21 protein-coding genes and 1 pseudogene are annotated in these 26,382 nt (G+C 73.9%); 12 read left to right on the top strand and 10 right to left on the bottom strand.

Annotated features, from left to right (window positions below):
• The first annotated feature begins 164 nt into the window (after positions 1-164).
• Both ACWCQK_RS01130 and ACWCQK_RS01125 read left to right on the top strand, forming a co-directional pair.
• Complete coding sequence (locus tag ACWCQK_RS01130) at positions 165-1,415, top strand: serine hydrolase domain-containing protein (RefSeq protein ID WP_451150493.1); 1,251 nt, start codon at positions 165-167, stop codon at positions 1,413-1,415.
• Positions 1,416-1,487: 72 nt separating this feature from the next.
• The gene (locus ACWCQK_RS01125) at positions 1,488-1,673 is read left to right on the top strand and encodes a hypothetical protein (protein ID WP_451150491.1); all 186 of its coding nucleotides are present in this window, start codon (positions 1,488-1,490) and stop codon (positions 1,671-1,673) included.
• 139 nt (positions 1,674-1,812) lie between these two features.
• Here the strand turns inward: ACWCQK_RS01125 and ACWCQK_RS01120 are convergent, their stop codons facing one another.
• From ACWCQK_RS01120 to ACWCQK_RS01110, 3 genes are all read right to left on the bottom strand, one after another.
• Positions 1,813-2,817 carry a Gfo/Idh/MocA family protein gene (locus tag ACWCQK_RS01120; RefSeq protein ID WP_451150489.1) on the bottom strand — a complete coding sequence of 335 codons (1,005 nt, stop codon included), beginning with the start codon at positions 2,815-2,817 and terminating at the stop codon, positions 1,813-1,815.
• 155 nt (positions 2,818-2,972) lie between these two features.
• Positions 2,973-3,749 (bottom strand): SDR family oxidoreductase, encoded by a 777-nt coding sequence (locus tag ACWCQK_RS01115; RefSeq protein ID WP_451150487.1) that lies wholly within the window; start codon positions 3,747-3,749, stop codon positions 2,973-2,975.
• A gap of 25 nt (positions 3,750-3,774) precedes the next feature.
• Positions 3,775-4,941, bottom strand: a complete 1,167-nt coding sequence (locus ACWCQK_RS01110; protein ID WP_451150485.1) for a phytanoyl-CoA dioxygenase family protein — start codon at positions 4,939-4,941, stop codon at positions 3,775-3,777.
• A gap of 119 nt (positions 4,942-5,060) precedes the next feature.
• Between ACWCQK_RS01110 and ACWCQK_RS01105 the strand changes: the two genes are divergently transcribed.
• Positions 5,061-6,107 carry a LacI family DNA-binding transcriptional regulator gene (locus tag ACWCQK_RS01105; protein ID WP_451150483.1) on the top strand — a complete coding sequence of 349 codons (1,047 nt, stop codon included), beginning with the start codon at positions 5,061-5,063 and terminating at the stop codon, positions 6,105-6,107.
• On the opposite strand, the gene ACWCQK_RS01100 is transcribed toward ACWCQK_RS01105, so the two are convergent.
• The gene (locus ACWCQK_RS01100) at positions 6,088-7,248 is read right to left on the bottom strand and encodes a Gfo/Idh/MocA family protein (protein ID WP_451151762.1); all 1,161 of its coding nucleotides are present in this window, start codon (positions 7,246-7,248) and stop codon (positions 6,088-6,090) included. The two genes, ACWCQK_RS01105 and ACWCQK_RS01100, sit on opposite strands and share 20 nt — an antisense overlap.
• Before the next feature lie 157 nt (positions 7,249-7,405).
• Between ACWCQK_RS01100 and ACWCQK_RS01095 the strand changes: the two genes are divergently transcribed.
• Positions 7,406-8,419 carry a LacI family DNA-binding transcriptional regulator gene (locus tag ACWCQK_RS01095; protein WP_451150481.1) on the top strand — a complete coding sequence of 338 codons (1,014 nt, stop codon included), beginning with the start codon at positions 7,406-7,408 and terminating at the stop codon, positions 8,417-8,419.
• Positions 8,420-8,520: 101 nt separating this feature from the next.
• Positions 8,521-9,033 (top strand): hypothetical protein, encoded by a 513-nt coding sequence (locus tag ACWCQK_RS01090; protein ID WP_451150479.1) that lies wholly within the window; start codon positions 8,521-8,523, stop codon positions 9,031-9,033.
• Positions 9,034-9,252: 219 nt separating this feature from the next.
• Here ACWCQK_RS01090 and ACWCQK_RS01085 read toward each other — a convergent pair whose 3' ends face one another.
• On the bottom strand, positions 9,253-11,028 hold the full coding sequence (locus tag ACWCQK_RS01085) for a tannase/feruloyl esterase family alpha/beta hydrolase (RefSeq protein ID WP_451150477.1): 1,776 nt from the start codon (positions 11,026-11,028) through the stop codon (positions 9,253-9,255).
• 318 nt (positions 11,029-11,346) lie between these two features.
• On the opposite strand from ACWCQK_RS01085, the gene ACWCQK_RS01080 reads away from it, so the two are divergent.
• From ACWCQK_RS01080 to lhgO, 7 genes and pseudogenes are all read left to right on the top strand, one after another.
• Positions 11,347-11,997, top strand: a complete 651-nt coding sequence (locus ACWCQK_RS01080; protein WP_451150475.1) for a GntR family transcriptional regulator — start codon at positions 11,347-11,349, stop codon at positions 11,995-11,997.
• A gap of 61 nt (positions 11,998-12,058) precedes the next feature.
• On the top strand, positions 12,059-12,808 hold the full coding sequence (locus ACWCQK_RS01075) for a PIG-L deacetylase family protein (protein WP_451150473.1): 750 nt from the start codon (positions 12,059-12,061) through the stop codon (positions 12,806-12,808).
• Positions 12,805-13,515: a 4-carboxy-4-hydroxy-2-oxoadipate aldolase/oxaloacetate decarboxylase gene (locus tag ACWCQK_RS01070; protein ID WP_451150471.1), complete on the top strand. Its 711-nt coding sequence runs from the start codon at positions 12,805-12,807 to the stop codon at positions 13,513-13,515. Before ACWCQK_RS01075 ends, ACWCQK_RS01070 begins: the two co-directional genes overlap by 4 nt.
• Before the next feature lie 164 nt (positions 13,516-13,679).
• Positions 13,680-14,756 carry a 4-oxalomesaconate tautomerase gene (locus tag ACWCQK_RS01065; RefSeq protein ID WP_451151760.1) on the top strand — a complete coding sequence of 359 codons (1,077 nt, stop codon included), beginning with the start codon at positions 13,680-13,682 and terminating at the stop codon, positions 14,754-14,756.
• Positions 14,753-15,703, top strand: coding sequence for a VOC family protein (locus ACWCQK_RS01060; protein WP_451150469.1), 951 nt, complete (start codon positions 14,753-14,755; stop codon positions 15,701-15,703). Before ACWCQK_RS01065 ends, ACWCQK_RS01060 begins: the two co-directional genes overlap by 4 nt.
• Positions 15,704-15,839: 136 nt before the next feature.
• Positions 15,840-16,082 (top strand): annotated as a pseudogene (locus ACWCQK_RS01055) (MFS transporter); the annotation flags it as partial.
• A gap of 170 nt (positions 16,083-16,252) precedes the next feature.
• Positions 16,253-17,452, top strand: a complete 1,200-nt coding sequence (gene lhgO, locus ACWCQK_RS01050; protein WP_451150467.1) for an L-2-hydroxyglutarate oxidase — start codon at positions 16,253-16,255, stop codon at positions 17,450-17,452.
• A 314-nt stretch (positions 17,453-17,766) separates the two neighbouring features.
• On the opposite strand, the gene ACWCQK_RS01045 is transcribed toward lhgO, so the two are convergent.
• The 5 genes from ACWCQK_RS01045 to ACWCQK_RS01025 are packed head-to-tail and all read right to left on the bottom strand — an operon-like array spanning position 17,767 to position 26,349.
• Complete coding sequence (locus tag ACWCQK_RS01045; protein ID WP_451150465.1) at positions 17,767-18,855, bottom strand: class I SAM-dependent methyltransferase; 1,089 nt, start codon at positions 18,853-18,855, stop codon at positions 17,767-17,769.
• Entirely contained in the window at positions 18,852-20,231 is a 1,380-nt protein-coding gene (locus ACWCQK_RS01040; RefSeq protein ID WP_451150463.1) for a glycosyltransferase, read from the bottom strand. The genes ACWCQK_RS01045 and ACWCQK_RS01040 overlap by 4 nt, the downstream gene beginning before the upstream one ends.
• On the bottom strand, positions 20,228-21,064 hold the full coding sequence (locus ACWCQK_RS01035; RefSeq protein ID WP_451150461.1) for an alpha/beta fold hydrolase: 837 nt from the start codon (positions 21,062-21,064) through the stop codon (positions 20,228-20,230). The genes ACWCQK_RS01040 and ACWCQK_RS01035 overlap by 4 nt, the downstream gene beginning before the upstream one ends.
• A 3-nt stretch (positions 21,065-21,067) precedes the next feature.
• A complete protein-coding gene (locus ACWCQK_RS01030) occupies positions 21,068-21,385 on the bottom strand; it encodes an acyl carrier protein (RefSeq protein WP_451150459.1) in 318 nt (105 codons plus the stop codon).
• Positions 21,382-26,349, bottom strand: a complete 4,968-nt coding sequence (locus ACWCQK_RS01025; RefSeq protein WP_451151758.1) for a beta-ketoacyl synthase N-terminal-like domain-containing protein — start codon at positions 26,347-26,349, stop codon at positions 21,382-21,384. Before ACWCQK_RS01025 ends, ACWCQK_RS01030 begins: the two co-directional genes overlap by 4 nt.
• Positions 26,350-26,382 lie beyond the last annotated feature (33 nt).

Genomic DNA, 26,382 nt, shown 5'->3' with positions numbered 1-26,382 from the left:
CGCCGCCGGGGCGGGCGGACGTGCCGGCGGGAGCGCCGCGGGCCGTCGGCAGGCGGCGGCGCGCGGGCGCTTCTATCCTGAGGGGTGCGGGGCCGTCCGGCCTCCGTCCACGGTGCGACGACTGGGCGGGTCCGTCCTCATGTCCCCACACGTGGGAGCAGCCCATGACGCACGCGTGCACACGACCGCGCAGGGGGGCCGTCCTCGCCACCGCGGTGGCGATGTTCATCGTTCCGGTCGCGGGCGGGACGGCCCTCGCCGCACCGCGGGCCGCCACGGCCGCCCCCGCCGCCGACCCGCCCTCCCCGTCGCCCTCCGAGGACGCCGTCCGCGAGCTCACCCCCGCCGTGCGGCGCCAGTTGGACGCCGCCGTGCGGCGGGTGATGGACGAGGCGGACATCCCCGGGGTGACCGTCGGGCTGTGGACGCCCGACGAGGGCGAGTACGTGAAGTCCTTCGGCGTCGCCGACAAGGAGGACGGCCGGAAGATGACCGACGACCTCTACACGCGGATCGGCAGCGAGACCAAGACGTTCACCGTCACCGCGCTGCTGGAGCTGGTGGACCAGGGCGAGGCCGGCCTCGACGACACGATCGACCGGTACGTCGACGGGGTGCCCGGCGGCGACCGGATCACCCTGCGCCAGTTGGCCGGGATGCGCAGCGGCCTGTTCAACTACACCGAGGACGACGCCTTCTACAAGGCGCTGACGACCGACCCCCGGCGGCCGTACACCCCGCGGCAACTGCTCGACTTCGCGTTCGCGCACCCCGCGCTGTTCCCGCCGGGAGAGAAGTTCTCCTACAGCAACACCAACCTCGTCCTGCTCGGCCTGGTCGTGGAGAAGCTGTCCGGGAAGAAGATCCAGACCTACATCCGCGACCACATCCTGCTGCCGGCCGGCATGGGACACAGTCTCTTCCCGTTCGGCGCCGAGTTCCCCGACCCGCACCCGCAGGGCTACACGAACCAGACGGCGGACGGGAAGGTCGAGGACGCGGCCGACTGGAACCCGTCCTGGGCCTGGGCCGCGGGCGCGATGATCTCGACCCTGGACGACCTGCGGATCTGGGCGCGCACGGTCGCCACCGGAGTCCTGCCCGACGGCAACACCCTGATCAGCCCCTTCACCCAGAAACAGCGGCTCGCCACGCAGCCGACCACGGCCCCGGGCGCCGGCTACGGCCTGGGCATCTTCGACGTCGACGGCTGGATCGGCCACAACGGATCGCTGCCGGGCTACGAGTCCCTGACCGTCTACCTGCCGTCGGCGCGGACCACGCTGGTCGTGCTGCTGAACACCGACATCGACCACAAGGGCGCCGAGCCCAGCACCCTCCTCGGCGACGCGATCACACGGATCGTCTCTCCGGACCATGTCTTCGACCTGCCGGCGGAACCAGCGGCGAGGTGAAACGCGTTACGAGGGAGAGGGACCCTCCGGGCACGGTCACGGAGGCGCACATCACACAGCGGGAAGGACGACATGGCGCACACGGAGCAGGACGGGACGGCACCGGACACCGCCGAGGCCCTGCGGCGGTCGCGGTTCGGCGCCCTGCCGGAGCGGATCCGTCCGCAGGACACGGTGGAGGAGCGGCCGGCCGTCGCGCAGGACCCGGCGCGCACCGCCTACGACCCGGACGAGTGGCTGGTCCGTTACTGCCTGTGAGCCGACGCGGCCGCACCGCGGGGACGGGACCCGGAAGCTCGGTCGGCCGCATCCCGGGGACGGGACCGGCAGGCCCCGCCGGCCCTACCGCGGCGACGGGACCCGTGAGCTCCGTCCCCGCGGACGGCCGCCGTCGCCGTCAGAGCGCGCGCACCTCGTCGATGCGTACGGGCCGGTGCTCGTGCAGTGACAGCGTGCACGCCTCCGCGACCCAGCCCGCCTCCAGGGCGTCCGCGACCGTGCACGGGGACGGTCGGGTGCCCGCGACGACCTCTGTGAACGCGGTGAGTTCGGCGCGGTAGGCGGCGGTGAACCGGTCCATGAAGAAGTCGTGCGGGATGCCGGCCGGGAAGGTCACGCCCGGCTCCACGGACCGCAGCGGCAGCTTGTCGTCCAGCCCGACCGCGATCGAGTCCGTGAACCCGTGCAGCTCCATGCGCACGTCGTAACCGCGGGCGTTGTGGCGGCTGTTGGAGACCACGGCGATCGTGCCGTCGTCCAGGGTGAGGATCGCGCCGGTGGTGTCGGCGTCGCCCGCCTCCTTGATGTAGTCGGCACCGCGGTTGCCGCCGACCGCGTACACCTCGGTCACCTCTCGGCCCGTCACCCACCGGATGATGTCGAAGTCGTGCACGGAACAGTCGCGGAAGATGCCTCCGGAGGCGGCGACGTACGCGGCCGGCGGCGGCGCCGGGTCCAGCGTCGTCGACCGGACCGTGTGCAGCGTGCCGAGCTCACCGGCCGCGACGGCCGCGCGGGCGGCGACGAAGCCCGAGTCGAAGCGGCGGTTGAAGCCGATCTGGATCGGGACGTCGCTGCCCTCGACCGCCTTCAGCACCTCGACGCCCTCGCGCATGGTGCGCGCGACGGGCTTCTCGCAGAAGACGGGGACGCCGGCCGCCACGGCCGCCGTGATCAGGGCGGGGTGGGCGTCGGTGGCGGCCGCCACCACGATGCCGTCCACGCCGGCGGCCAGCACCGCCTCGGGCGAGTCCGCGACCTCGGCGCCGAACCGCTCGCCCGCCGCCTTGGCGGCCTGGGTGAACGGGTCGGCGACGACGAGCGACTCGACCGCGTCGAGTCCGGAGAGGGTCTCGGCGTGGAAGGCGCCGATGCGGCCGAGGCCGAGGATTCCGATGCGCATGAGGGTGACTGCTCCTTGAGTGCGGGCGGTGCGGGCGGTGCAAGTGGTGCGAGTGAGGCGAGGCGTGGGTCGTACGGGCGGTGCGAGTGGTGCGAGGCGTGGGTGGTGCGGGCGGTGCGCGTGCCGCGGGGCGCGGGTGAGGTGGGGGACGTCGGCTAGTCGAGGCCGCCGAGGACGTTCTGGTCCCAGTCGATCACCGAACCGGTGACCACACCGGACCGGTCGGACAGCAGCAGCACCACGAAGTCGGCGATCTCGTCCGGCTGCCCCAGCCTGCCCATCGGCAGCCGGGCCGCCGCCTGTTCGCGCCAGTCGTCGCCCGCGCCGTGGAAGGCGCGCTGGGTCGCGTCCTCGCCCTCGGTCGCGGTCCAGCCGATGTTCAGGCCGTTGATCCGGATCCGGTCCCAGCGGTGGGCGTGCGCCGCGTTGCGGGTGAGTCCCGCGAGTCCGGCCTTGGCGGCCACGTACGGCGCCAGGAACGCCTGTCCGCCGTGTTCCGAGGAGGTGATGATGTTGACGATCGTGCCGGGCGCCCCGCGTCCCACCATGTCGGCGACCGCCGCCTGCATCGCGAAGAACGGCCCCTTGAGGTTGATCGCGATGTGCGCGTCGAACAGCTCGGGCGTGGTGTCCAGCAGGGTGCCGCGCGAGGTCAGCCCCGCCGAGTTGACCAGGCAGTCGACCCGGCCGTGGGCGGCCACCGTCTCCGCGACGGAGGCCTTCGCCCCGTCCGCGTCCGCGAGGTCGGCGCGTACGTAGGCGGCCTTGCCCCCGGCCGCCGTCAGCTCGGCCGCGAGCGCCTCACCGGGCTCGGGGCGCCGCCCGGTGACGACCACCGCCGCCCCCGCGCGCACCGCGGCGCGCGCGACGGCCGCCCCCACGCCCTGGCTGCCGCCGTTGACCAGGACGACCTTGTCGTCGAGCAGTCCCATGACGTTCCCCTCTCCCTGTCCGCTCTCAGCCCGCTCGCCGTCCGGCACCGGCCCGCAGCTCCTCGCGCAGTGCCCGCGGGGTCCACTTCTCGTGCACGGCCCGCCGGACGACGTCCGCCTGTGACGGCGGCGCGAGACCGCCGACCGGCGGGTCCTCGTCCAGATCGGTCGGGAACGGGTAGCCCTCGGCGCTCGCGGCGATCACGTTCTCCAGCCACGCCTGGTCCGCGCCCGCGGCCGCGCGGTCCAGCAGCACCGGGAAGACCGCGTTCACCACCGCCTCCCGGTCCACCGTCTCCATCGCCCGCCCGAAGGCGGACGAGACCTGGAGGAGGTTCGCCATGCGCAGGACGTCGGCCGTGCGGTTGGTGCCGGCCGCGTGGAACAGCGCCGGGTTGAAGAAGGCGGCGTCGCCCTTCGCCAGCGGGAGCTGTACGTGCCGGTCCGCGAAGTACGCCTGGAACTCGGGGCGTCGCCAGGCCAGGTAGCCCGGCTCGTACCGCTGCGAGTACGGCAGGTACATCGTCGGGCCGGACTCGACCGGCATGTCACCGTGCGCGACCGCGCCCTGGAGGGTGAGCACGGGGGAGAGGCGGTGCACATGGGCCGGGTAGGCGGCCGCGGCCTCGTCGCTGAGGAAGCCGAGGTGGTAGTCGCGGTGCGCGGTCTGGGCCGCGCCGCCCGGGTTGACCACGTTGACCTGGGAGGTGACCTGGTAGCCCGGGCCGAGCCAGGCCGACGAGACCAGCGCCAGGATGTCGTTGGCGTAGTAGTCCGCGAACGCCTCCGGGTCATGGCGGGCCGCCTTCTCCAGCGCGTTCCACACCCGGTCGTTCGCGCCCGGCCGGGCGAAGTGGTCACCGGCGCCCGTGCCCGCGGCACGCTGCCCGGCGATCAGGGCGTCGAACACGGCCGTGGCCCGGTCGACGACCGCCGGGTCCGTGAAGGCCCCGCGGAAGACCACGATGCCCGGCCCCTCGTCGAGCGCGCGGACCAGCTCGGCCCCCACCTCCCGGCGGTCCCCCGCGCCGCGCAGCCGGTCGCTGTCGTAGACGAGGACGCCGTCCGTCACGGCGGAGGCGTGCGGATAGGCGGCGAGGTCGGTGGTGCGTTCGACCAGGGTCCGGAAGGCGGCCAGGTCGCAGTCCTGGGCGGACAGCCAGACCCGGCGCTGTGCGGCGGTGAGGGACATCGTCGTCCTTCCTTCGGTCACGAGTGCCACGCGGTGCTGTCATTCTTGTCAGTACAAACCTGTCGAACAACCAGCAGGCAGCCATCAAAAACCCCTCAAGGAGCCGAGGAGTACTCCCCATGGGCCATCCCTTCCCGATCCGCGAGATCGCACGTCAGGCGGGCCTGAGCGAGGCCACCGTGGACCGGGTCCTGAACGGGCGGGGCGGGGTGCGCGACAGCACCGAGCGTGAGGTGCGGCGGGCCATCGCCGACCTGGACCGGCAGCGCACCCAGGTGCGGCTCGTCGGCCGCACGTTCATGGTCGACATCGTGATGCAGACGCCCGAGCGGTTCAGCACCGCCGTGCGCGCCGCGCTGGAGGCCGAGCTGCCCGCCCTGCACCCGGCGGTGATCCGCTCCCGCTTCCACTTCCGCGAGACGGGCCCGGTGAGCGAACAGGTCGCGACCCTGGACCGGATCGCCCGGCGCGGCTCGCAGGGCGTGATCCTCAAGGCCCCGGACGTCCCCGAGGTGACCGCGGCCGTGGGCCGGCTCGAAGCCGCGGGCATCCCGGTGGTGACCCTGGTGACGGACCTGCCCGCGAGCGCCCGGCTGGCATACGTCGGCATCGACAACCGGGCGGCCGGTGCCACCGCCGCGTACCTCATGGGCCAATGGCTCGGCGACCGGCCCGGCAACGTGCTCACCAGCCTCAGCAGCGGGTTCTTCCGCAACGAGGAGGAACGCGAGATGGGCTTCCGCGCCGCCCTGCGCGCCCTGCGCCCGCGGCGCGCCCTGGTCGAGATCACCGAGGGGCAGGGACTCGACGCCACCCAGTACGACCTGGTGCGGGCCGCGCTGGAACGCGACCCGGAGATCCGGGCGGTCTACTCCATCGGCGGCGGCAACATCGCCACGCTCCGCGCCTTCGCGGACCTCGGCCGCGACTGCGCGGTGTTCGTCGCCCACGACCTCGACCACGACAACACCCGTCTGCTGGGCGAGCACCGGCTGTCCGCCGTGCTCCACCACGACCTGCGCCAGGACCTGCGCGAGGCCTGCCACGTCCTGATGCGCGCCCACGGCGCCCTGCCCCCCGCGGGTCCGGTGCTGCCGTCGGCGATCCAGGTGGTCACCCCGTACAACATGCCGTCCTGCACCGTGCCTACGCCGACGCCACGTTGACCCAGGCGCCGCTCTCGGCGGACCGCGTCATCGCGTCCAGCACGGCCGCGCCGCGCACCGCGTCGGTGAGGGTGGCGCCGTACGGGGTGTCCTCGGCGACGGAGCGCAGGAAGCGGTACGCCTCGATCACCTTCAGGTCGTCGTAGCCCATCGCGTTCGCCGCCCCCGGCTGGAACGCGCCGAACTCGCCGTCGCCCGGGCCGACATACACCGTGCCGACGGGCTGGTCCTGGTAGCCCGTGCCGCGGCTGACGCCCAGCTCGTTCATCCTGCGGAAGTCCCAGAACACCGCGCCCTCGGTGCCGTGCACCTCGAAGCCGTAGTTGTTCTGCTCGCCGACCGAGACCCGGCAGGCCTCCAGGACACCGCGGGCGCCGGAGGCGAAGCGCAGCAGGCAGTTGACGTAGTCCTCGTTCTCGACCGGGCCCAGCTCGCCGCCGGCGGCCCGTGTGTGGCCGGCCGTGGCGCCCAGCGGGCGGGCCCGCTCCGGCACGAAGACGGCCGTGTCGGCGGTCAGGGACGCGATGTCGCCGAGCAGGTGGTGGGCCAGGTCCGCGCCGTGCGAGGCGAGGTCGCCCAGCACCCCGCTGCCGCCCCGCTCCCGCTCGAACCGCCAGGTCAGAGCCCCCTCGGGATGGGCCGCGTAGTCGCTGAACAGCCTGATGCGGACATGGGTGACCGTGCCGATGCCGCCGGAGGCGATCAATTCGCGGGCGGCCTCCACGGCGGGCGCGTTGCGGTAGTTGAAGCCGACCGCGCCCTGCACCCCGGCCTTGGCGACCGCGTCCGCCACCGCCCTCGCGTCCGCCACCGTCAGGCCCACCGGCTTCTCGATCCAGAGGTGCTTGCCCGCCTCGGCCATCGCGACGCCGATCTCGCGGTGCAGGAAGTTCGGCGCGGTGACGCTGACCGCCGCCACCCGGGGGTCGGCGGCCACCTCACGCCAGTCGCGGGCGGTGGACGCGAACCCGTACCGCGCGGCCGCCTCCTCGGCGCGGCCCGGCACGTCCTCGGCGACCGTCACCAGCTCCGGACGCAGGGCCAGGTCCGGATAGTGGTGCCGCACCCGCAGATACGCCTGGGTGTGCACCCGGCCCATCCAGCCGAACCCGACAACGGCGACACCGAGCGGACGCACCACCATGACAGCCCCTCTTTGGACCGGTCCAAGTACTTGTCCAGGTCACCCTGGGCGCCTGTCATCCCGGTGTCAACCCCCTGCTCGGAAGCCCCCGCTAGCGTCCGCCGCCCCTCGCCCCCTTTGACAACGCGGCGAGGCCCGTGGAACGGTCCATGACATGAGACCGCCGACGATCCGTGACGTCGCCGACCAGGCCGGCGTGTCCAAGTCGCTGGTCTCGCTGGTGCTGCGCGGCTCCGACCAGGTGCGCCCCGAGAAGCGGGACGCCGTCCTGCGGGCCGCGCGCGAGCTCGGCTACCGGCCCAACGCCGCCGCGCGCAGCCTCAGCGAACAGCGCACCCGCACGGTCGGCGTGCTCCTGAACGATCTGCGCAACCCCTGGTTCGTCGACCTGCTCGACGGCCTGAACTCCCTGCTGCACGCGAACGGCCTGCACATGCTGCTCGCCGACGCCCGCCTCAACCGCCGTACAGGACACGACCTCACCGGCCCCTTCCTGGACCTCCAGGCCGACGGTCTGGTCGTGGTCGGCACGCTGCCCGACCCGGCCGCGCTCGGCCCGGTCGCCGCCCGCGTGCCGGTCGTCGTCGCGGGCGCCCGCGAGGCCGTACCGCCCACGGCCGACCTTGTCGCGGGCGACGACGAGCACGGCGCCCGCCTCGCCACCGAACATCTGATCGCCCTCGGCCACCGCAGGATCGCCCACCTCGCGGGCTACGGCGCCGTGGGCGAACTCCGCCGGCGCAGCTTCGAGGCGACGATGCGGGCGCACGGGCTGGCCGACGGCGCGCGCGTCGAACCCGGCGACATGACCGAGGAGGGCGGCTACCGCACCGCCGTCCGGCTGCTGGGCCACCCCGGGCGGCCCACCGCGGTCTTCGCCGTCAACGACATCGCCTCGGTCGGCGTCCTGTCGGCCGCCGCGGAACTGGGCCTGCGCGTGCCGCACGACCTGTCCGTGGTCGGCTACGACAACACGAGCATCGCCCGGCTGCGCCACGTCTGGCTGACCACCGTCGACGCCGCCGGCCACGAGGTCGGCCGCCGTGCCGCCCGCTGCCTCCTCGACCGTCTGGAGACCCCCGGGGGAGCGGGCCGGGTCCACCTCGCGGTGCCGACCCTGGAGATCCGCGGCACGACGGCACCGCCTCCGGCGGACCTCCGAGGTTGATCGCGTAGGTGCCGGTCACCACGCCGGGGGTGATCTGCCGGGACACTTCGTCGCGGCGGCGCGGGCTGGCGCGCGTGCCGGGCACGCGTGAGGGTGGGGACATGGCGGACACCACGGCGGCCGTCCACGGCCCGCACCGGCACGATACCCGCGAGGCCGTCCTCTTCGGCGGTGTCTACGGCGCCGTGCTGGCCTCGTCGATGGTCGCGGCGCTCACCCAGTACGGCCGCACCGACCGGGCCGGCCGCCGCTACGACGCCGCCTGGTTGCTGGTGACCGCGCTCGCCTCCGCCCTCGCGCACGGCTACGCCCACTACATCGCCGAGCGCCGTCCGCACCGCCGCTGGGACGTCGTGCGCAGCCTGGCCGAGGAGTGGCCCCTGGTCGTCGCGGTGCTGCCGACCGTGCTGCTGCTGGCCGGGGCGGGCTGGGGCTGGTGGCCGCCGAACGGTGTGGAGTACCCCGCGTTCGCCCTGAACATCGCCTTGCTGTTCACCCTGGGGGTGGTCACCTCACGGTGGCTGCGGCGCTCCTGGCCGCGGTGTGTGGCGCTCGGACTGGGGGACGCGCTGCTCGGGGTCGTCGTCGTGGTGGCGAACGCGCTCATCAAGTAGCGGTGGGGCGGCCCTTCGTGGTGCGGTGGCCCTTCGTGGTGCGGTGGCCTCTAGTGGTGGGGTGCACCCCTCTTGGTGCTCCGAGTCCTCTCGTGGGGCGTGGTGTTCGCGTCGTGGAGCGCGGTGGTTCGCGCCGGTTTCGTGGTGCTCCGCCCAGGTCGTGGGTGCGCACCGGCGCGGCGGCTTCGCGCCGGTGCGCACCCACGACACCCGGTCGGGTCAGTTCCTGCCCCTGCTGACGACCCACTTCCCGTCGACCCAGTTGCCGACGGTCTCGTAGCCGGAGCGGAAGGAGCCGAGCCGGTCCAGGGTGAGTCCGGCCTCGGCGGTGGACCTCACGGGGGTGTAGCCGGCCGGGTCGTCGGCCGAGCCGCCCCCGGTGTTCCTGGCGACGTAGGGGAAGGGGTACGCCGGGCGGGCGGAGGTGACGTGGCCGGCGCTGTCGAATGTGCTGGTCAGCAGGCTCGCCGGGGCCACGCCCCGGGTGACCCAGTCGGTCACGGCGGTCAGCGCGTCGAAGGTGTTCGGGCCCTGGCCGCCACCGCAGTGGGCGACCCCCGGGAGCAGGAACAGCCGGGCGAAGGCGCCGGTCGCCTCGGCACCGCCCATCGCCTTCTGGACGGCCTTGTAGTACGCCATCGTGCCGACGGCCGGGATGTGCTGGTCGCCCAGACCGTGCCAGAGGATCAGCTTGCCCCCGGCCTCGCGGAAGGCCGACAGGTCGGGGTCCGTGGCGTCGTACATGCCCTCGTTGGGCCCCATGACCTTCCGGTAGTAGGCCGCGGTGAACTCGATGTCCTTGTACGTCAGGGCCGGCCGCGGGCTGTCGAAGATCTGGTAGCGGATGGTCTCCCGGACGAAGCTCTGGTCGCCTGTCGCACCGGTGGCCGTGGCCGGCACGATGACGCCCGCCCAGTTCAGTTCGGAGCCGCGCAGCTGGTATCCCGGGTACAGCAGCCTGCCGTGCTCGTCGGTCGGGCCCGCGTAGATCCGGCGCAGGGTGGTGACCTGGTCCGCGGTGAGGCAGAAGTCCGCGGCCGTGGGGTGGCCGCCCGCCGCGCACCGGATGCTCGCGGGGTCCCAGTGGCAGGCCGGCGGGTCGGCGACGATCCCGTCGGCGGGCGCCCCGCAGCCCTGGAGCACGGCGGCGTGCAACGGCGCGAGGTCGGCCGTGGTGAGGGTGGCCGGACCGCCGTTCAGAAAGACGGACTGCGCGGTCCAGGCGTGCGAGAAGGTGTTCAGGGCGGTGAAGTTGTTGGCCGGGGCACCGGCGACGATCCCGTCGAAGTCGGTCGGGTAGCGCTGGGCCTCGGTGAGCGCCTGGTGCCCGCCCTGCGAGCGGCCGTCGAAGTAGGAGTGCGAGGCGGCCCGCCCGTAGAACCGTTCGATGACCGCCTTCGCCACCTGGGCCAGTTCGTGGTCGGACTTGTAGCCGAAGTCGGCGCGCAGCGTCGGGTCGGTCGAGAACAGGCCACCGCCCTGGGAGTGGCCCTCGTCGCTGGAGGCGACGGCGAAGGCGCCGGTGGTCAGCGGGACGCAGCCGGTCGAGGCGGGCGCGCCGGCCGTGTTCACGTTGCCGCACAGGCCGCCGCAGCCGAACTGGAGGTAGTCGGCCTGCCGGCCCGTCAGGGGCAGCCGTATCTCGAAGTGGATCTGAGGGGCGATGACGCCCTTCACGTAGCAGGCGGCCCAGTCGCCGAGCGTGTTGCCGCCGGCGGCCGGTTCCGCGGCCGAGGTGATCTCGAAGGGGGTGCCGGGTACCGCGTTCGCCAGGTCCAGCGCGGCGACGCCGGCGCAGGGGAGGGCCGGTGCGATCCCCGCGGACGTACCGCTCGCGGCCACGACGGCGGCCGGGGCGGCAGCGGGTACGCCGCCGTCGGCGCCCTGGGCGGGGGTGGTGCCCGCGCCGGTCACGAGCGCGAGGGCGGCGGCGAGGCCGGTCATGAAGGCGGCTCTGCGCCACCGGCCCCATCGGGTCAGCCTGGGCATGGGCATGCGGTCTCCCATCGACCGTCGGTCCGGAGTCGGGTTCCGGGGCTGGGGATTCGGGGTCGGCGTTCCAGGGCCGGGTGGCGGGATTCCGCTGTCCGGGGACGGGGTTCCGGGGCCGGGAGCGGGGATTCGATCCCGGTGTCCGGAGCCGCCTCAGGAGCGGAAGCGGAGGGGAAGCGTGAGCGGAAGCGGAGGGATCAGGCGGCGCCGCCCCGGGACCGTAGCGCCGACGCGCATGTTCGAGCAATACGGCAGACAAAATTGTTGACAATCTTGTTTGGCTAGATTTAGGTTCGACAGGCACTCACTCAGGGAGGGCACATGCCGACAGAAGCCCGTCCGAGCACCGGGGAGCAGGCCAAACAGCACGCGTTGACGCGGCTGCGGCAAGCGATCCTGCACGGCGACATGGCGCCGGCGCAGCGGTTGGTGGAGAACGAGCTCGCCGAGCAGTTCGGTGTGACACGGGCCAGCATCCGGGCGGCACTCATCGACCTGGAGTCCCAGGGGCTGGTCGAGCGGATCCGCAACCGCGGTTCGCGGGTGCGGGTGGTGACCGTGGACGAAGCGGTCGCCATCACCGAGTGCCGCATGGTCCTCGAAGGGCTGTGCGCGGCGAAGGCGGCCGTCGCGGCCAGTGACGAGCAGCTGAGTGAACTGACCGACCTCGGCACGGCCATGACCAAGGCGGTGGCCGACGGCGAACCGGTGACCTACTCCGACCTCAACCACGAACTGCACGTCCGGATCCGGGAGTTCTCCGACCAGCGCACCGCCCAGCAACTGCTGGAACGGCTCAATGCCCAACTGGTGCGTCATCGGTTCCAGTTGGCGCTTCGTCCCGGACGTCCGCAGCTGTCCCTGAACGAGCACCTGACCATGATCGAGGCGATCCGGGCCAGGGACCCGCAGGCGGCCGAGGCGGCCGTCCGCGCCCACCTCACCAGCGTGATCGAGGCGTTGCGCGACTGACGCGCGGCCGACCGGCACACGCGGGGCGGGCGCCCACCTGTCCATCAAGGAGATTTCTGCAATGACGCATGGAAACGCGCCCGCCGTTCCACGCTCGACACTCGTCATCACCGCGCACGCCGGGGACTTCGTCTGGCGCGCGGGCGGAGCCATCGCCCTGGCCGCGTCCCGGGGCGAGAGGGTCACCATCGCGTGCCTGACCTTCGGCGAGCGCGGGGAGTCCGCCAAGGCGTGGCGCGAGGGCCGGAAGCTGGAGGAGATCAAGGCGATACGCCGGGAGGAGGCCGAGCGTGCCGCCGCCGCCCTCGGTGCCGGGGTCCGCTTCTTCGACGCGGGCGACTATCCGCTGGTCGCCACCGCCCAGCTGACCGACAAGCTGGTCGGCGTCTACCGCGACACCCAGCCGGACGTCGTCCTCACCCACCCCGCCCAGGACCCGTACAACGGCGACCATCCGGCCGCCAACCGCATGGCCCTGGAGGCCCGTGTCCTCGCCCAGGCGATCGGCTACCCGGGTCCGGGCGAGATCATCGGCGCCCCGCCGGTCTTCTTCTTCGAGCCGCACCAGCCGGAGATGAGCGGCTTCCGGCCCGAGGTGCTGCTCGACATCACCGAGGTGTGGGACACCAAGCGCGAGGCCATGGAGTGCCTCGGCGCCCAACAGCACCTGTGGGACTACTACACCGACCTCGCCGTCCGCCGCGGTGTCCAGCTCAAGCGCAACGCCGGCCCCAACCTGGGCCTGGCGCACCGGACCATGGCCGAGGCGTACATGCGTCCGTTCCCGGAGATCGCGAAGGAGCTGGCATGAGCGGCGTGATCGTCACCGATCCGCCGAAGGCGGCCGCCGAGGACGTCGACGCGCTGGCCCGCTTCGGCGTGGCCACCGTCAGCGAGGCGATGGGGCGCACCGGTCTGCTCGGCCCGCGGATCCGCCCCGTCCAGCAGGGCGTACGCGTCGCCGGCACCGCTGTGACCGTGCTCAGCTGGCCCGGCGACAACCTCATGATCCACGCAGCCGTCGAGCAGTGCGGGGCGGGCGACATCCTGGTCGTCACCACCACCTCGCCCTCCACCGACGGCATGTTCGGCGAGCTGTTCGCCACCGCGCTCCAGCGGCGCGGGGTGCGGGGCGTGGTCACCGACGCGGGTATCCGGGACACCCAGGAGCTGCGCGACATGGGCTTCGCGGCCTGGGCCCGGGCCGTCAGCGCGCAGGGCACCGTGAAGGCCACCGGCGGTTCGGTCAACGTGCCGGTCGTCATCGACGGCCGGGTGGTCCGCGCCGGTGACGTGGTCCTCGCCGACGACGACGGCGTGGTGGTCGTCCCCCGCGAGCGCGCCCGCGCCACGGTCGAGGCGGCCGAGGCCCGCGATGCCAAGGAGGCCGCCACCCGCGCCGCCTTCGTCGACGGCCAACTCGGCCTGGACCGCTACGGTCTGCGCGACACGTTGAAGCGCCTCGGCGTGGAGTACCGGACCTACGAGGAGTACACGGGCGAGGGGGCGGGATCGTGACCCGCGGGCCGGAGAGCGGGCGCGTGGACGGGCCCGAGGGAGCCCCGGGGAGCGGGACCGAGGGTGGCCCGGGGAGTCGGCCCGGGGGAGCCCTGGAGGGCGGGACCGAGGGCGGCTCGGGGAGCGGGCGCGTGGGCGGCTTCGAGGAGGTGCCCTGCCTGCTGATGCGGGGCGGCACCTCCAAGGGCGCCTACTTCCTGGCCGAGGACCTGCCCGCCGAGCCGCCCGCCCGGGACGAGCTGCTGTTGCGCGTCATGGGCAGCCCGGACGCGCGTCAGATCGACGGCCTGGGCGGGGCGCACCCGCTCACCAGCAAGGTCGGCGTGGTCTCACGGTCCGACGACCCGTGCGCCGACGTCGACTACCTCTTCCTTCAAGTCGCCGTCGAACGACCGGAGGTGAGCGAGCGTCAGAACTGCGGGAACATCCTCGCGGGCGTCGGGCCGTTCGCCGTGGAACGCGGGCTGGTACCGGCGGGGGAGGAGCGCACCTCCGTACGCATCAGGATGGTCAACACCGGCGACCTCGCCACGGCGACCTTCCCGACGCCGGGCGGCCGGGTCGACTACACGGGCGACGCCGCGATCTCGGGCGTGCCCGGCACGGCGGCCCCCGTGACGATCGAGTTCCCGCCGGGCGCCCACCCGTTGCTGCCCACCGGGAACGTCCTGGACGTGATCGACGGCGTGCCGGTGACCTGCGTGGACAGCGGCATGCCGACCGTGCTCGTCGCCGCGGGTGACCTCGAGGTCACCGGATACGAGCAGCCCGAGGACCTGGAGGGGGATCTCGTCCTCGCCGGCCGGCTGCGCGAACTGCGCCTGGCGGCAGGCAGGTTGATGGGTCTGGATGATGTCTCGGACTCCACCGTGCCCAAGGTGACCCTGCTCGCCGCGCCCCGCGACGGCGGCGCGGTCACCACCCGGACCTTCATCCCGGTCCGCTGCCACACCTCGATCGGCGTGCTCGGCGCGGCAGGCGTGGCCGCCGGGCTGCGCATCAAGGGGGGCGTCGGCGCGCGACTCGCCCGGCTTCCCGACCGGGGCGAGCGTGTCCGCATCGAACACCCCACCGGGTTCCTGGACATCGAGAGCAGCCTCGGCACCGGACCCGACGGCCTGCCCACGGTCCGCCGTACGGCTGTGGTCCGTACGGCCCGCAAGATCTTCGACGGCATCGTCTTCCCGAGGGCCGCCGAGACGGCACCGACACCCGCACCGTCCCGAGGAGGTCAGCGATGACTCCGCCGCTCGGCGACATCGCCCACATCGGTCACGCCCAGCTGTTCACCCCGGACCTGGACGCCAGCGTCGCCTTTTTCACCGACTACCTGGGGCTCACCGTCAACGGGCGGCGGGGTGACAGCGTCTACCTGCGGACCTTCGACGACTACGAGCACCACAGCCTGGTGCTCACCGCCCGCGCGCGGCCGGGTCTGGGGAGGCTCGCCCTGCGCACCTCCAGCGAGGAGGCCCTCCGGCGCCGGGTCGCGGCGAACGAGGCGGCGGGCGGTGGCGGTAACTGGGCGGAGGACGAGCCGGGGCTCGGCAAGCTGTACGTCACGACCGACCCGGACGGCCACGAACACGCCCTGTACTGGGAGAGCGAGTACTACCGGGCTCCCGAGGAGCTGAGGCCGGCGCTGAAGAACCAGCCGCAGGCCAAGCCCAACCGGGGCGTGGGCGTGCGGCGACTGGACCACATCAACTTCCTCGCCGCCGACGTGCTCGCCAACGCCGAGTTCCAGCAGAACGTGCTGGGCGCCCGGCCCACCGAGCAGATCAGGCTCGACACCGGGAGGATCGCGGCACGCTGGCTGACCTTCACCGACAAGTCGTACGACGTCGTCTACACCTCCGACTGGACGGGCTCGGCCGGGCGCCTGCACCACATCGCCTTCGCGACCGACACCCGCGAGGACATCCTGCGGGCCGCCGATCTCGCCATCGACAGCGGTGTGTTCATCGAGACCGGCCCGCACAAGCACGCCATCCAGCAGACGTTCTTCCTCTACGTCTATGAGCCGGGCGGCAACCGGATCGAGCTGTGCAACCCGCTCACGCGGCTGGTGCTGGCCCCCGACTGGCCGCTGATCACCTGGACCGAGGCCGAGCGCGCCAAGGGGCAGGCCTGGGGCCTGAAGACCATCGAGTCCTTCCACACGCACGGCACGCCGCCGGTCGCGTAGCCGCCGCCCGTCACGGGTCCCGCCGGGGGGTGGGCCGCGCGTCACCGCGCGCGCTCACCCCCCTTGCCGTACCCCGGCGAGAGCCTTGTCCCGCCCCGGCAAGAGCCTTGCCGTGCCCCGGTGGAAGCCCCCGTGTGACCTCGGCAGCTACGCCACCTTCGGCATGCTGGTCGGCGCCCTCACCGCGGGCACCGTCGCCGACCGGATCGGCCGCAAGAAGCTGATGGTCTCGTGCGTGGTCCTCTTCTCGCTGGCCTCCGGCGTGTGCGCGCTGGCGGACAGCCTCACGGTCTTCGGCCTCGGCCGGACCCTGGCCGGCGTCGGCCTCGGCGGCCTGCTGCCCACCGCGATCAGCATGGTCTGCGACTACGCCCGACGACCACCGGCCGGGACGTGCACCTGCCCTTCGGCGGGTTCCACGACTCGGGTACGGCCTACAAGGAGCAGGGGGAGGAGGTCTTGCGCTTCTGCACCAGAGTCAAGACTGTGGCCATGCACTTCGGCGCTTGAGCGCGTCGTCCGAGCATGTTGTGAGAGAGGAGGACGCCGATGGCTGACGAGACGATCGGCGTCGTAGGCGCCGGCATCGTGGGCCTGGCCACGGCCCGTGAGGTCGCGCTGCGCCGCCCCGGCACCCGCGTCGTGGTGTTCGAGAAGGAACCGGAGGTCGCGCTCCACCAGACCGGCCACAACTCCGGCGTGGTGCACGCCGGCATCTACTACACGCCGGGCAGCCTCAAGGCCGACCTGTGCGTGCGCGGGGTGGCCCTTCTGCGCGAGTACTGCCAGGACCGCGCGCTGCCGTACCGGGAGATCGGCAAACTGGTGATGGCGGTCCGCGAGGACGAACTCGGCCGCATGGACGCCCTCTACGAGAGGGCGAAGAACAACCACGTGCCCGACCTGCGGAGGATCTCCCGGGACGAGATCAAGGAGCTGGAGCCGCACGCCGGGGGTATCGCGGCCCTGCACTCCCCGCGCACCGCGATCACCGACTACCCGGCGATCGCCCGCGCGTTCGCCCAGGACGTCATCGGCTCGGGCGGCGAGGTGAGACTCGGCCACCCGGTCACCGGCATCACCGAGGTGCCGGGCGGCATCGAGGTCGCCTCGGGGCAGGACCGCCTGCGCGTGGACCGGCTGATCCTCTGCGCGGGCCTGCACTCCGACGCGGTCGCCCGGCTCGCCCAGGACGTGCGGGACCCGCGGATCGTCCCGTTCCGGGGCGAGTACATGCTGCTCAGACCGGACCGGACCCAGCTGGTGCGGGGGCTCCTCTATCCGGTCCCCGACCCGCGCTATCCGTTCCTCGGCGTGCACTTCACACCCCGCGTCGACGGCACGGTGGAGGTCGGTCCCAACGCCGTCCTCGCTCTGGCCCGGGAGGGCTACGGGCGGGGCCGGATCTCGCCCCGCGACCTGCTCGGCCTCGCCGCCTACCCCGGTACCTGGCGGATGGCGGCCCGGCACTGGCGTACCGGCGTCAAGGAGTACCGCGGCTCGTTCTCCGCCGCGGCGTTCATGAAGGACGCCAGGCTGTACGTCCCCGGTGTGGGCGTACGGGACGTGGTGCGCGGCGGCGCGGGCGTCCGCGCCCAGGCCCTGGACCGGGACGGCACCCTCGTCGACGACTTCCGCGTCCACCGGGTCGGCCGCGTCACCGCCGTACGCAACGCGCCCTCCCCGGCCGCCACCGCGTCCCTGGCGATCGCCGAGCACGTCGTCGACGCCGTCCTCGACGAGGCCTGACGCCGGCCGGAGCCCCCGGGGCCGAAACACCCAGAGTGCAGGGCGTTTCGCGCAACAACAGCTCGCGCTCCCGGGGGCTCCGCAAGGCCTCACGGCCCGCCTGGCGTTCCCCTGGCGACGTCCCACACCACCTGCTCCACGAAGAGAGACAAGTAGCCGGTGTGCACCACCCCGGCGAGCGCGGCGCCGAGGTGGCCGTCGGGCGCGCCGAGAAGGGCATTCCGGTGGCGCCGAAGGTCTGGCGCGACCTGACGGCACGCGCCGGGCGACTCGGCGTGGCGCTCCCGGCGACCACCGGACAGGTCCGTGCGCCGTCAGTCCCGGCGGGCCACCAGACGGTACGCGTTGGACACGCCGAGCCGGTGCGCCAACGGCCGTACCACGAACCGGTCCAGGAGCGTGCCCAGGATCAGGAGCGGGATCCCGGCGATCAGCAGGGCCGCGCGCCCCGCCCGGCGCGGGGCGCCCGGCGGCCGCGGCAGCCAGGGCGCGTCGTCGCGCGGCGCCGCGTGGTCCAGCGCCAGCCACACGGCGGCGAGCAGGTCCACCGGATCGTGCGGCTCGGCGTGCTGCTCCGCCACCACCGTGAACCCCAGGTCCGTCAGCCGGCGGCGCAGATTGGCCACCGGCACGAAGTGCAGGTGCTGCGGCTGGAGCCACGGCAGCCACCACCGCCCCAGGAGCCGGGCGTACCGGCTCTCCGGGTCCGGGACCTCGATGAGCAGATGCCCGCCGGGCCGTACCGCCTGCCGGGCGGCCGTCAGTTCCCGGTCGGGGTCGGTGCTGTGCTCCAGGTAGTGGAACATGCTGACCACGTCGTAGCGGCCGGCGAGTTCCCCCGCCAGAGCGGGGAAACCGCCGCGGTAGCCGCGCTCCACCCGGCCCTCGCGTGCGGCGAGTTCGACACCGGCCGTGAAGTCCAGCCCGTCGAACGACGTACCGGTCAGCACCTCACGCGCCGCCGCGCAGAAGTGCCCGTGCCCGGTGCCGACGTCGAGCCAGCGCTTCGGGGTGGGATCGTGCGCCAGCATCGACTCGGCACGGTTCCGGTACATTCCGGTACGGCCGCCGAAGGTGTCGCCGAGCTTCTTCTCGCCCAGCCCGTCGTAGAAGTCCCGGTAGTAGAACTCCAGGCCCGCTTCGCTGAGTCGCGGATTCTGGAACACGTGCCCGCAGGCGTCGCACCGGTCGAGGACGAAGCGGCCCGGCTTGTGCTGGAGCAGGTCGGTGGTGCGCAGCCGGGTGGTGAGCCGGTCGGACGCGCACCAGGGGCACGTGGTGCGCGGCGGCTCGAAGAAGCGCGCCGTGCCCTCGGCCAGGTCCGCCCGGTAGCCGGGGCGCAGCGCGGCGACCCGCTCGGCGCGGCTCGGCTCCCCGGCGGGCCGCTCGGTCTGCTCACTCATCGGAACTCCCTGGCGAGTCGGTCGAGATGGGCCGCCGCGGCGGACGCCCCGCCGGCGGCACGGAACGCCGTACGGATCCGTCCGGCGGCGGCGCGGTGTCCGGGTTCGTGCAGTACGGAGTCGAGCGCGGCGCCCAGCCGGGCGGCGGAGACCCGCCCGAACCTGACCCGCAGGCCCGCCCCGGCGTCCACCACCTGCCCGGCCACCACCGGCTGGTCGTCGCGGATGGGCGCCACCACGAGCGGGACCCCGTGCCACAGGGCCTCGCACACGGTGTTGTGGCCCGCGTGGCAGACCACCGCGGCCACCCGCCGCAGGAGGGCGAGTTGGGGCACGGAGGGCAGCACGAGCACGTCCTTGTCGTGGCCGGTCACGCGGAGACGGCTTTCCGGGGCGCCGGCACCGATCCCCGGTGCGTCGTCGACGCGGCGGCCGTCGCCCGGGTCGGTGTCCCCACGGAGGTCGCTCCCCGGGTCGGCGTCCGTGCGCTGCCCGTTGCCCGTGTCCGTGCGGAGCCGGTCGCCCAGGTCACCGTCCCTCCCGTACCCGTTCTCCGTGGCGCCGTCCGTCCCGAGGACGCCCCCCGGGTCGACGATCACCGCCTGTACCCGGTCGGCCCGGTCGCGCGCCGCCTCCCGGCAGGCGGCGAGGAAGCGCGCGCCCGCGTCGGCGTTCGCCGTGCCCAGGGTCACCAGCACCGTGGACCGGCCGGGGTCGAGCCACTCCCAGGGGAAGCCGGACGCGTCGGGCCGGGACTCGATCGACGGCCCGACCCAGCGGACCGGCCCACCGCGCCCGGCGGCGTCGGTACCCGCGAGCTCCGGTGTGCTGAATGCCAGCACCAAATGGGGCGAGAACCGCGGATCCGTGTCGCCCGCCGGATCGCCGACGGCCCGGCGCAGGTACGCGATCCGCTCCGCCACCCACTCCGTGACCCTGGGCAGCCCGGCCAGCGGATCGGCGAACTCGGCCGAGGTGGTCGCCGAGGTCGCCCACGGCAGCCCCAGCCGTTCGGCGACCAGCGCGCCCGCGAAGGCCTGCTGGTCGGCGACGACCACGTCCGGACGGAACTCCTCGACGGCCGCCCGCACCCCCGGCGCCATCGCCTCGGCCAACGGCACCAGGTACCACTCCCACAGGAACCTCAGCGCCTCCGGCCCCCGCAGCCCGGGCGGCCGACGTGCCTCGCCCGCACCCGGGACCGGCCCGGCACACGGGAACACCCGGGCCTGTGCCCCGGCCAGGCGGCCCACCAGCCCGGGGTCGGCACACGCCCAGGCCACCCGGTGCCCGCGGGCGGCCAGCCGGGAGGCGACGCCGACGGTCGGGTTGATGTGCCCGACCAACGGCGGTACGACGAACAGGAATCCGCTCACCGCGCATCGGCCTCCGCCCGCCGGGCCCCGAACCGCCAGGCGCGCGCGGCCTCCTGGACCAAGGACAGGATGTGGTCGCCGACCGTGCCCGCCGCCTCCACCAGCACGGAGTGCTCGTGTCCCGGGATCACCACGGTCCGGCAGTCCGGCAGCGACGACTCCAGCCACGGCGCGAGTGCGGCGAGGTCGGAGTCACCGCCGTATATGGCGAGCACCGGGCAGCGCACCGAGCGGATCCGGTCCTCCGTCAGGACCCGGCTGGCCGGGATGTCCCTGCCGAGGGTGGTGTCCCGGGCGAGCCGGGCCGCGCCCCGCGCCAGACGCGCGGTGTTGTGGCCCCGGTTGGCGGTGATCCAGGCGATGGCGTCGGGCTCGTTGTGGGCCAGCTCGGTCACCACCCGGTCGAGGATGCCGCCGAGCTTCGCCGCCCAGGCGGCGGTCGCCGGTTCGGACTCGATCAGGGACACGCTGGCCGTCCGCTCCGGGTGGCGCGCGGCGTATCCGAACGCGACCGTGCCGCCGTAGGAGTTGCCGACCAGGTGCACCGGACCGGTCACGGCCAGCCGGTCGAGCAGGGACTCCAGGTCGTCGATGTTGTGGTCCAGGGTGTAGCCGTCGGGCGGGCGTTCGCTGCGGCCGTGGCCCCGCAGGTCGTACATGACGACGTCGGCGCCCGCCGCGGCGAACGCGGGCGCCACCGTGAAGTAGTAACTGGCCAGGCTGTCGGTGAGCAGTCCGTGGACGAGTACCACGGTGGCGGCGGCCGGGCGGCCGTCCCGGGGACCGATCCGCTGTACGTGCAACCGGAGTTCACCGGTGTCGACCATCACCATGCGTCAGCTCGCCCCCGCCGCACGCAGACTGGTCACCACGTGGTCGACGAGCCGGCCGACGGTGAGCTCGATGATCTCGTCGAACTCCATGCCGGCCAGGAACTCGGCGAAGTTGACCCGGCCGCCGTACCGCTCCTCCAGCAGGCCCGCCAGCGTCACCAGGTCGATGCTCTCCAGCTCCAGGTCGCGGTTGAACGTGGTCGCCATGTCGATCTCGATGTCGTCGAGGCCGTACTCGTCCTCCAGGAGCCGGGTGAGCATGCCGGTGATGTCGGCGAGGACGGTCGCTTCGTCGACCGGGTGGGGGGTGGTCGGGTTCATCGGACGTACTCCTCCTCGTGCGGGTGTCCCGTCGGTCCGGCCGGTCCCGTGGTCCAGGCCACGACATAGGCGCGGTCGGGCAGGTGGGGCGGGTTCTCGGCCGGTCGGCACCGCACCGCGTAGGCGCGCTCCAGGCGGCCCGAGACGATCAGCTCGTCCCCGGCCGGTGCCGCCTCCAGTACGGCGAAGTCCCTTGGCCGGCCGCCGAATCCGGTCCCCTCCGCCTTGGCGACCGCCTCCTTGGCGGCCCAGAACCGGGTGAACCACAACGCCCGCGCGGCCTCGGCGTCGGCGCACAGCTCGCGCAGCAGGGCCAGTTCGTCCGTGCCGAGCACGGCCGCCATGGCTTGCGGGTCGCGGGCCGTGACCTCCTCGATGTCGATACCGGGTCCGGGACCGGGCGTGTGCGGCCGGACGATCGCCACGCCCGCCTCCGCGCGATGGGCCAGCGAGACGTCCAGCGGGGGCAGGTCCCGGCCGTGCACCCCGGTGACGTACGGGCGGCCCACGTCGTCGTTGTGCACCCGCAGTTCCGCCGGGAACACCGGACCCTCGCCGTGGTCCCACAGCCACCGCCGTACGGCGTCCTTGACCGCGATCCGGCCCAGCAGCCACTGCCGGCGACCGCGCGGGGCGTGCTTCGCGTACTCCGAACGCTCCTCCCCGCCCAGCGAGTTGCGCATGATGAGCTCGCGGGACGCCAGGTCAGGCCACCGTTCGTGCACCAGCGACCAGCCCCCGGGCCGGGCCTCGGACAGCGTGTGACGGTCGGGGAAGCGCTCCACCGGCCGGGTCGTCGGGTCGTTGTCGAAGCGCCGGTCCTGCCAGCCGTGCAGCTCCGCCCACACCACGCCCGCGACCGACAACTGGACCTCGGCCTCCAGGACGGTGTCGGTGAGCGAGGTGATCCGCACCAGGCACCCCACCTCGGTGCCCGGACGCGGATGGGGGCCGTAGAAGCGCATCTCCCGCATGCCGACGGGGAACACCACGGTCCGCTCGGTGTGCGTCGACATGATCCAGTAGCCGAGGATCTGGCCGACGTTGTCGAGCAGCGCGCCGGGCGCGGACGGGGTGGTGATGACACCGCGGATGTGCCGGTCGCCGAGCGCGGTGAGTTCGGTGACCCCCTGGAAGGCCGGGCCGTGGAACATCCAGCGCTCGGCGTAGAGCTGTGCGGCGGTGTGGGCGGGGGGCCGCTCGGTGGTGGTGTCGGGGCGCCAGCGGGCGGGCGGATCGGCCGGGTAGCCGGGGGCGAGTTCCACGGTGGCCCGGGCCCGGGGGCCGAAGGACACGGCGAGGCGGCCGGCCCCCGCGGGTTCCGTCGTGACCTGCACGTCGACGGCGGGGGTGGCCGTCAGCCACTCCTCGAACCGGGCCCCGCGCACCGCGACCGGTACCGTTCCCGGCGCCGCCCGCCCGGCCGCGTCCATGATGTGCCGCACGATCGTGGTCGCCGGGACGACCGGCCACCTGTCGGCCACGTCCGGCCAGCCCGCGCGCTGGGGGAAGAAGCAGTGGTCGAGGAGATACGGCATGGTCTCCGGCGAGACCCGCACGACCGTGGGCGGCGCGGCGGAGCCCGCCCCGCGAGCGGGGGAGACCGAGGGGGAGGCAGTGCCGGGCACCGAGCCGGGGCCGGGCGGGGAGGCGGGAGCCTGTGCCGAGGCGGGACCGGGCGGGGTGGCGGGGGCCTGTGCGGAGGTCTTCGCGGCGGTGGTCACGCCGGGCGCCGGGCGCCGGGCCGCGGTCCGCGCCGTGATCAGCGCGGCCGCCGTGTCGGCCGTGTCGCGCAGCAGGGCGTCCAGCTCGGCGGCCACGGGGAACCGGTCGGCGAGCGCGCCCAGGGGGGACCGTACGCCGGAACCGGCACCAGAACCAGAACCGGAACCGGCGGAACGTGCGGAGCCGGGAGCCGTGGGAACCGTCCGCAACTCGGCGCGCAGGCCGGCCAGGGCCCGCCCGTCGAGGGAGACCAGCGCCCCGCCCAGATCGAGCCGCACCGGCGGCCGCTCGGCCCGTACCGCGCCGGCGGCCGACCCGGTCGCGGTCGGCAGGGCGGCGGCCACCGCGGCCCCGGCCGTCCACAGCGCGGTCGTCACCCGGCGGAGCTGGGCGAGACCCGTGCGGTGCGGGGAGTTGGCGGGTATGGCCAGGTGGTCGCGCCCGCCCAGGGTGTCGCCGATCAGCGACCCGAGTCGGCCCGGGCCGACCTGCACGAACACCCGGTGCCCCGCCGCGTACAGGGCCTGCGTCAACTGCCTGAAGCGTACGGGTTCCAGCAGGTGCCGGACGAACAGCTCGCGCACCTCCGCCGCGCCCTCGGGGAACGGGGCCGCGGTCGTCCCGGACCACACGGGGACGGTCGCCGGATACAGCCGGAAGCGGTGCGCGGCCTCCCTGATCGGCCCGAGGTAGGGCTCCAGCATCGGGGTGTGGAAACCGGACCGGAACGGCAGCACCTGGCTGAGCACCCCCCGCGCGCGGAACGCCCGGACGAACTCCCCGACCGCGCCGTCCGGTCCGCACACCATCGACTGACCGGGCGCGTTGTCGTGGGAGAGCACCAGGCCGGACCCGGCCCACTCCTGTTCGAGGGCGGCCAGCACCCGGTCCGCGGGCGCGCCGATGGCACCGAAGGCGAGGCCCGGGACGGTCACCGAGTCCGGGTCGAACGTCGCCATGAAGGCGTCGACCTCGGCTCCCGAGTACAGACCGGCCGCCGTCATCGCCGTCCACTCGCCGACGCTGTGCCCGGCGACCGCGTCCGGCACGACACCCGAGCGGCGCAGCGCGGCGTCGAGGAGCCGCCCGACGGCGACGACCCCGAGCCCGTGCCGGCCCACGTCGTCGACACGGTCCCCCTCGGGGGCGGGGCCGGGCAGCCCGAAGTGCGCGGCCACGTCGTCGACCCGAGGGGTGAACTCGCCCTCCAGGCCCGGGAAGACGAAGGCGAGTGCGCCGCGGCCGGGACCGAGCAGGGGCCCGGGCCGGAACCAGACGTCGCCGCGGCCGTGCCAGGGCCGGCCCTTGGCGACCGCCCGGCGGGCCAGGGCCAGCCGCTTCGCGGTCGGGTCGACGATGCCCAGCCGGACCGGACCCGCGTCCGGATGCGGACGGGTGGCGTCGAGCCCGGCGCCGCGTACCGCGTCGTCGTCGCCGTCCAGGAGAGCGGCGAGACGCCCGGGACTGTCGGCGGCGAGCAGGAGCACGCGCTCGGGCTCGGGCTCGGTGAGGAGCGCTGCCGTGGGCTTGGTGGATTCGACGACCTCGACGACCTGGGTGGCCGCCGGGCCTGGGGGATCGGGGGTCTCCGCGACCGGGCGGCCACCGGCCCTCGGGTCCGGGGGACCGGGGGTCCCCGCGACCGGGCGGCCACCGGCCCTCGGGTCCGGGGGACCGGGGGTCCCCGCGACCGGGCGGCCGGTGATCGCGGTGATCGCCCTGACCTCGGCCGACGGGTGACCGGTGGCCTCCCCGGCCCGGGCCGACGAGCGGTCGGCGAGTGGGACGACCGGGTGGCCGGCGGTCTTCGTGAACGGGCGGCCGGTGCCGGGCGCGTACGGCGTCGCCGCCGGTGTCGGGGCCTGCTCCAGCACCACGTGCGCGTTGATGCCGCCGAACCCGAAGGCGTTGACGGCGGCCCGGCGCACCGGGCGGTCGGGTGAGGTCTCCCAGGGGACGGCCTTCTCCAGCGTACGGAACCGGGTTCCGGCCAGCGCCGGGTGCGGATCGTCGCAGTGCAGGGTCGGCAGCAGTGTCCCGTGGTGCACCGCGAGGGCGGCCTTGACGAGACCGGCCACCCCGGCGGCGGGCATGGTGTGCCCGATCATCGACTTCACCGAGCCGATCACCGCACGCTGCCCGCCGGACCTCTCGGCCGGACCGAACACCGCGGCGAGCGTGGCCAGTTCGGCGCCGTCTCCGGCCGGGGTCGCCGTGCCGTGCGCCTCCAGCAGGCCGACCGAGCCCGGTGCGGCCGGGTCGAGCCCGGCGGCCCGCCACGCCTGACGCACGGCCCGGGCCTGGCCGCCGGGGTCGGGGTTGACCAGGCCCGCGGCCCGCCCGTCGCTCGCCACCCCGGTGCCCCGGATCACCGCGTAGACCCGGTCGCCGTCGCGGTGGGCGTCGGTCAGCCGCTTCAGCACCACGACGCCGGTGCCCTCGCCGATGAGGATGCCGTCGGCGTCCCGGTGGAAGGGGCGGATGCGCTCGCTGGGGGAGAGGGCGCGCAGTTGGGAGAAGACGCTCCACAGGGTGATGTCGTGGCAGTGGTGGACACCCCCGGCGAGCATCAGGTCGCAGCGTCCGGTGGCGAGTTCGCCCACCGCCTGGTCGACGGCGACCAGCGACGAGGCGCAGGCGGCGTCCACGGTGTAGGCGGGGCCGCGCAGATCGAGCCGGTTGGCCACCCGGGAGGCGGCCAGGTTGGGCACCAGGCCGATCGCGGACTCGGGGCTGTCGGGCCCCAGTCGCTCGGTGAACGCCGTCCGCACCCGGTCGAGTTGCCCGGCGGTCAGGTCGGGCAGCAGTTCGCCCAGCGTGCGTACCAGCTGGCTCGCCGTGCGCACCCGCTGGTCGAGCCGGACCAGGCCGGGGGTGAGGTAACCGCCCCGGCCGAGGACCACGCCGACGCGCTGCCGGTCGGGCAGCCGGTCCGGGCCGCCCGCGTCGGCGAGGGCCGCCGCCGCCACGTGCAGCGCGATCAGCTGGTCGGGCTCGGTGCCGGCCACCGAGTTCGGCATGATGCCGAACCGGGTGACCTCCACCTCCGCCAGCGTGTCCACGAACCCGCCCCGTCGGCAGTACACCTGGTCCGCGACCGCCGGGCCGGTCGCCGTCCCGGGCCGGTAGTAGCCGGCGTCCCACCGGCCCTCGGGCACCTCGTCGATGGCGTCCACGCCGTCCCGCAGGTTGCGCCAGTACGCGTCGAGGCCGGGGGCGCCGGGCAGCAGCACCGACATCCCGACGATGGCGACCGGGACGTGACGAGGTGT

Source organism: Streptomyces sp. NPDC002306 (genome assembly GCF_053593435.1).
Note: the sequence above shows the minus strand (reverse complement) of the source record. Positions and strands in the feature narration are given on the sequence as shown.

Bases quoted from the DNA above. Each gene is read 5' to 3' on its own strand.
- ACWCQK_RS01095 (WP_451150481.1), top strand. From the start codon at position 7,406: ATGAGACCGCCGACGATCCGTGACGTCGCCGACCAGGCCGGCGTGTCC.
- ACWCQK_RS01075 (WP_451150473.1), top strand. From the start codon at position 12,059: ATGACGCATGGAAACGCGCCCGCCGTTCCACGCTCGACACTCGTCATC.
- ACWCQK_RS01025 (WP_451151758.1), bottom strand. From the start codon at position 26,349: ATGTCGGTGCTGCTGCCCGGCGCCCCCGGCCTCGACGCGTACTGGCGC.
- ACWCQK_RS01030 (WP_451150459.1), bottom strand. From the start codon at position 21,385: ATGAACCCGACCACCCCCCACCCGGTCGACGAAGCGACCGTCCTCGCC.
- ACWCQK_RS01065 (WP_451151760.1), top strand. From the start codon at position 13,680: ATGCGGGGCGGCACCTCCAAGGGCGCCTACTTCCTGGCCGAGGACCTG.
- ACWCQK_RS01105 (WP_451150483.1), top strand. From the start codon at position 5,061: ATGGGCCATCCCTTCCCGATCCGCGAGATCGCACGTCAGGCGGGCCTG.
- ACWCQK_RS01125 (WP_451150491.1), top strand. From the start codon at position 1,488: ATGGCGCACACGGAGCAGGACGGGACGGCACCGGACACCGCCGAGGCC.
- ACWCQK_RS01035 (WP_451150461.1), bottom strand. From the start codon at position 21,064: ATGGTGATGGTCGACACCGGTGAACTCCGGTTGCACGTACAGCGGATC.
- ACWCQK_RS01080 (WP_451150475.1), top strand. From the start codon at position 11,347: ATGCCGACAGAAGCCCGTCCGAGCACCGGGGAGCAGGCCAAACAGCAC.
- ACWCQK_RS01090 (WP_451150479.1), top strand. From the start codon at position 8,521: ATGGCGGACACCACGGCGGCCGTCCACGGCCCGCACCGGCACGATACC.
- ACWCQK_RS01130 (WP_451150493.1), top strand. From the start codon at position 165: ATGACGCACGCGTGCACACGACCGCGCAGGGGGGCCGTCCTCGCCACC.
- ACWCQK_RS01060 (WP_451150469.1), top strand. From the start codon at position 14,753: ATGACTCCGCCGCTCGGCGACATCGCCCACATCGGTCACGCCCAGCTG.
- ACWCQK_RS01070 (WP_451150471.1), top strand. From the start codon at position 12,805: ATGAGCGGCGTGATCGTCACCGATCCGCCGAAGGCGGCCGCCGAGGAC.
- ACWCQK_RS01115 (WP_451150487.1), bottom strand. From the start codon at position 3,749: ATGGGACTGCTCGACGACAAGGTCGTCCTGGTCAACGGCGGCAGCCAG.
- ACWCQK_RS01085 (WP_451150477.1), bottom strand. From the start codon at position 11,028: ATGCCCATGCCCAGGCTGACCCGATGGGGCCGGTGGCGCAGAGCCGCC.
- lhgO (WP_451150467.1), top strand. From the start codon at position 16,253: ATGGCTGACGAGACGATCGGCGTCGTAGGCGCCGGCATCGTGGGCCTG.
- ACWCQK_RS01110 (WP_451150485.1), bottom strand. From the start codon at position 4,941: ATGTCCCTCACCGCCGCACAGCGCCGGGTCTGGCTGTCCGCCCAGGAC.
- ACWCQK_RS01045 (WP_451150465.1), bottom strand. From the start codon at position 18,855: ATGAGTGAGCAGACCGAGCGGCCCGCCGGGGAGCCGAGCCGCGCCGAG.
- ACWCQK_RS01120 (WP_451150489.1), bottom strand. From the start codon at position 2,817: ATGCGCATCGGAATCCTCGGCCTCGGCCGCATCGGCGCCTTCCACGCC.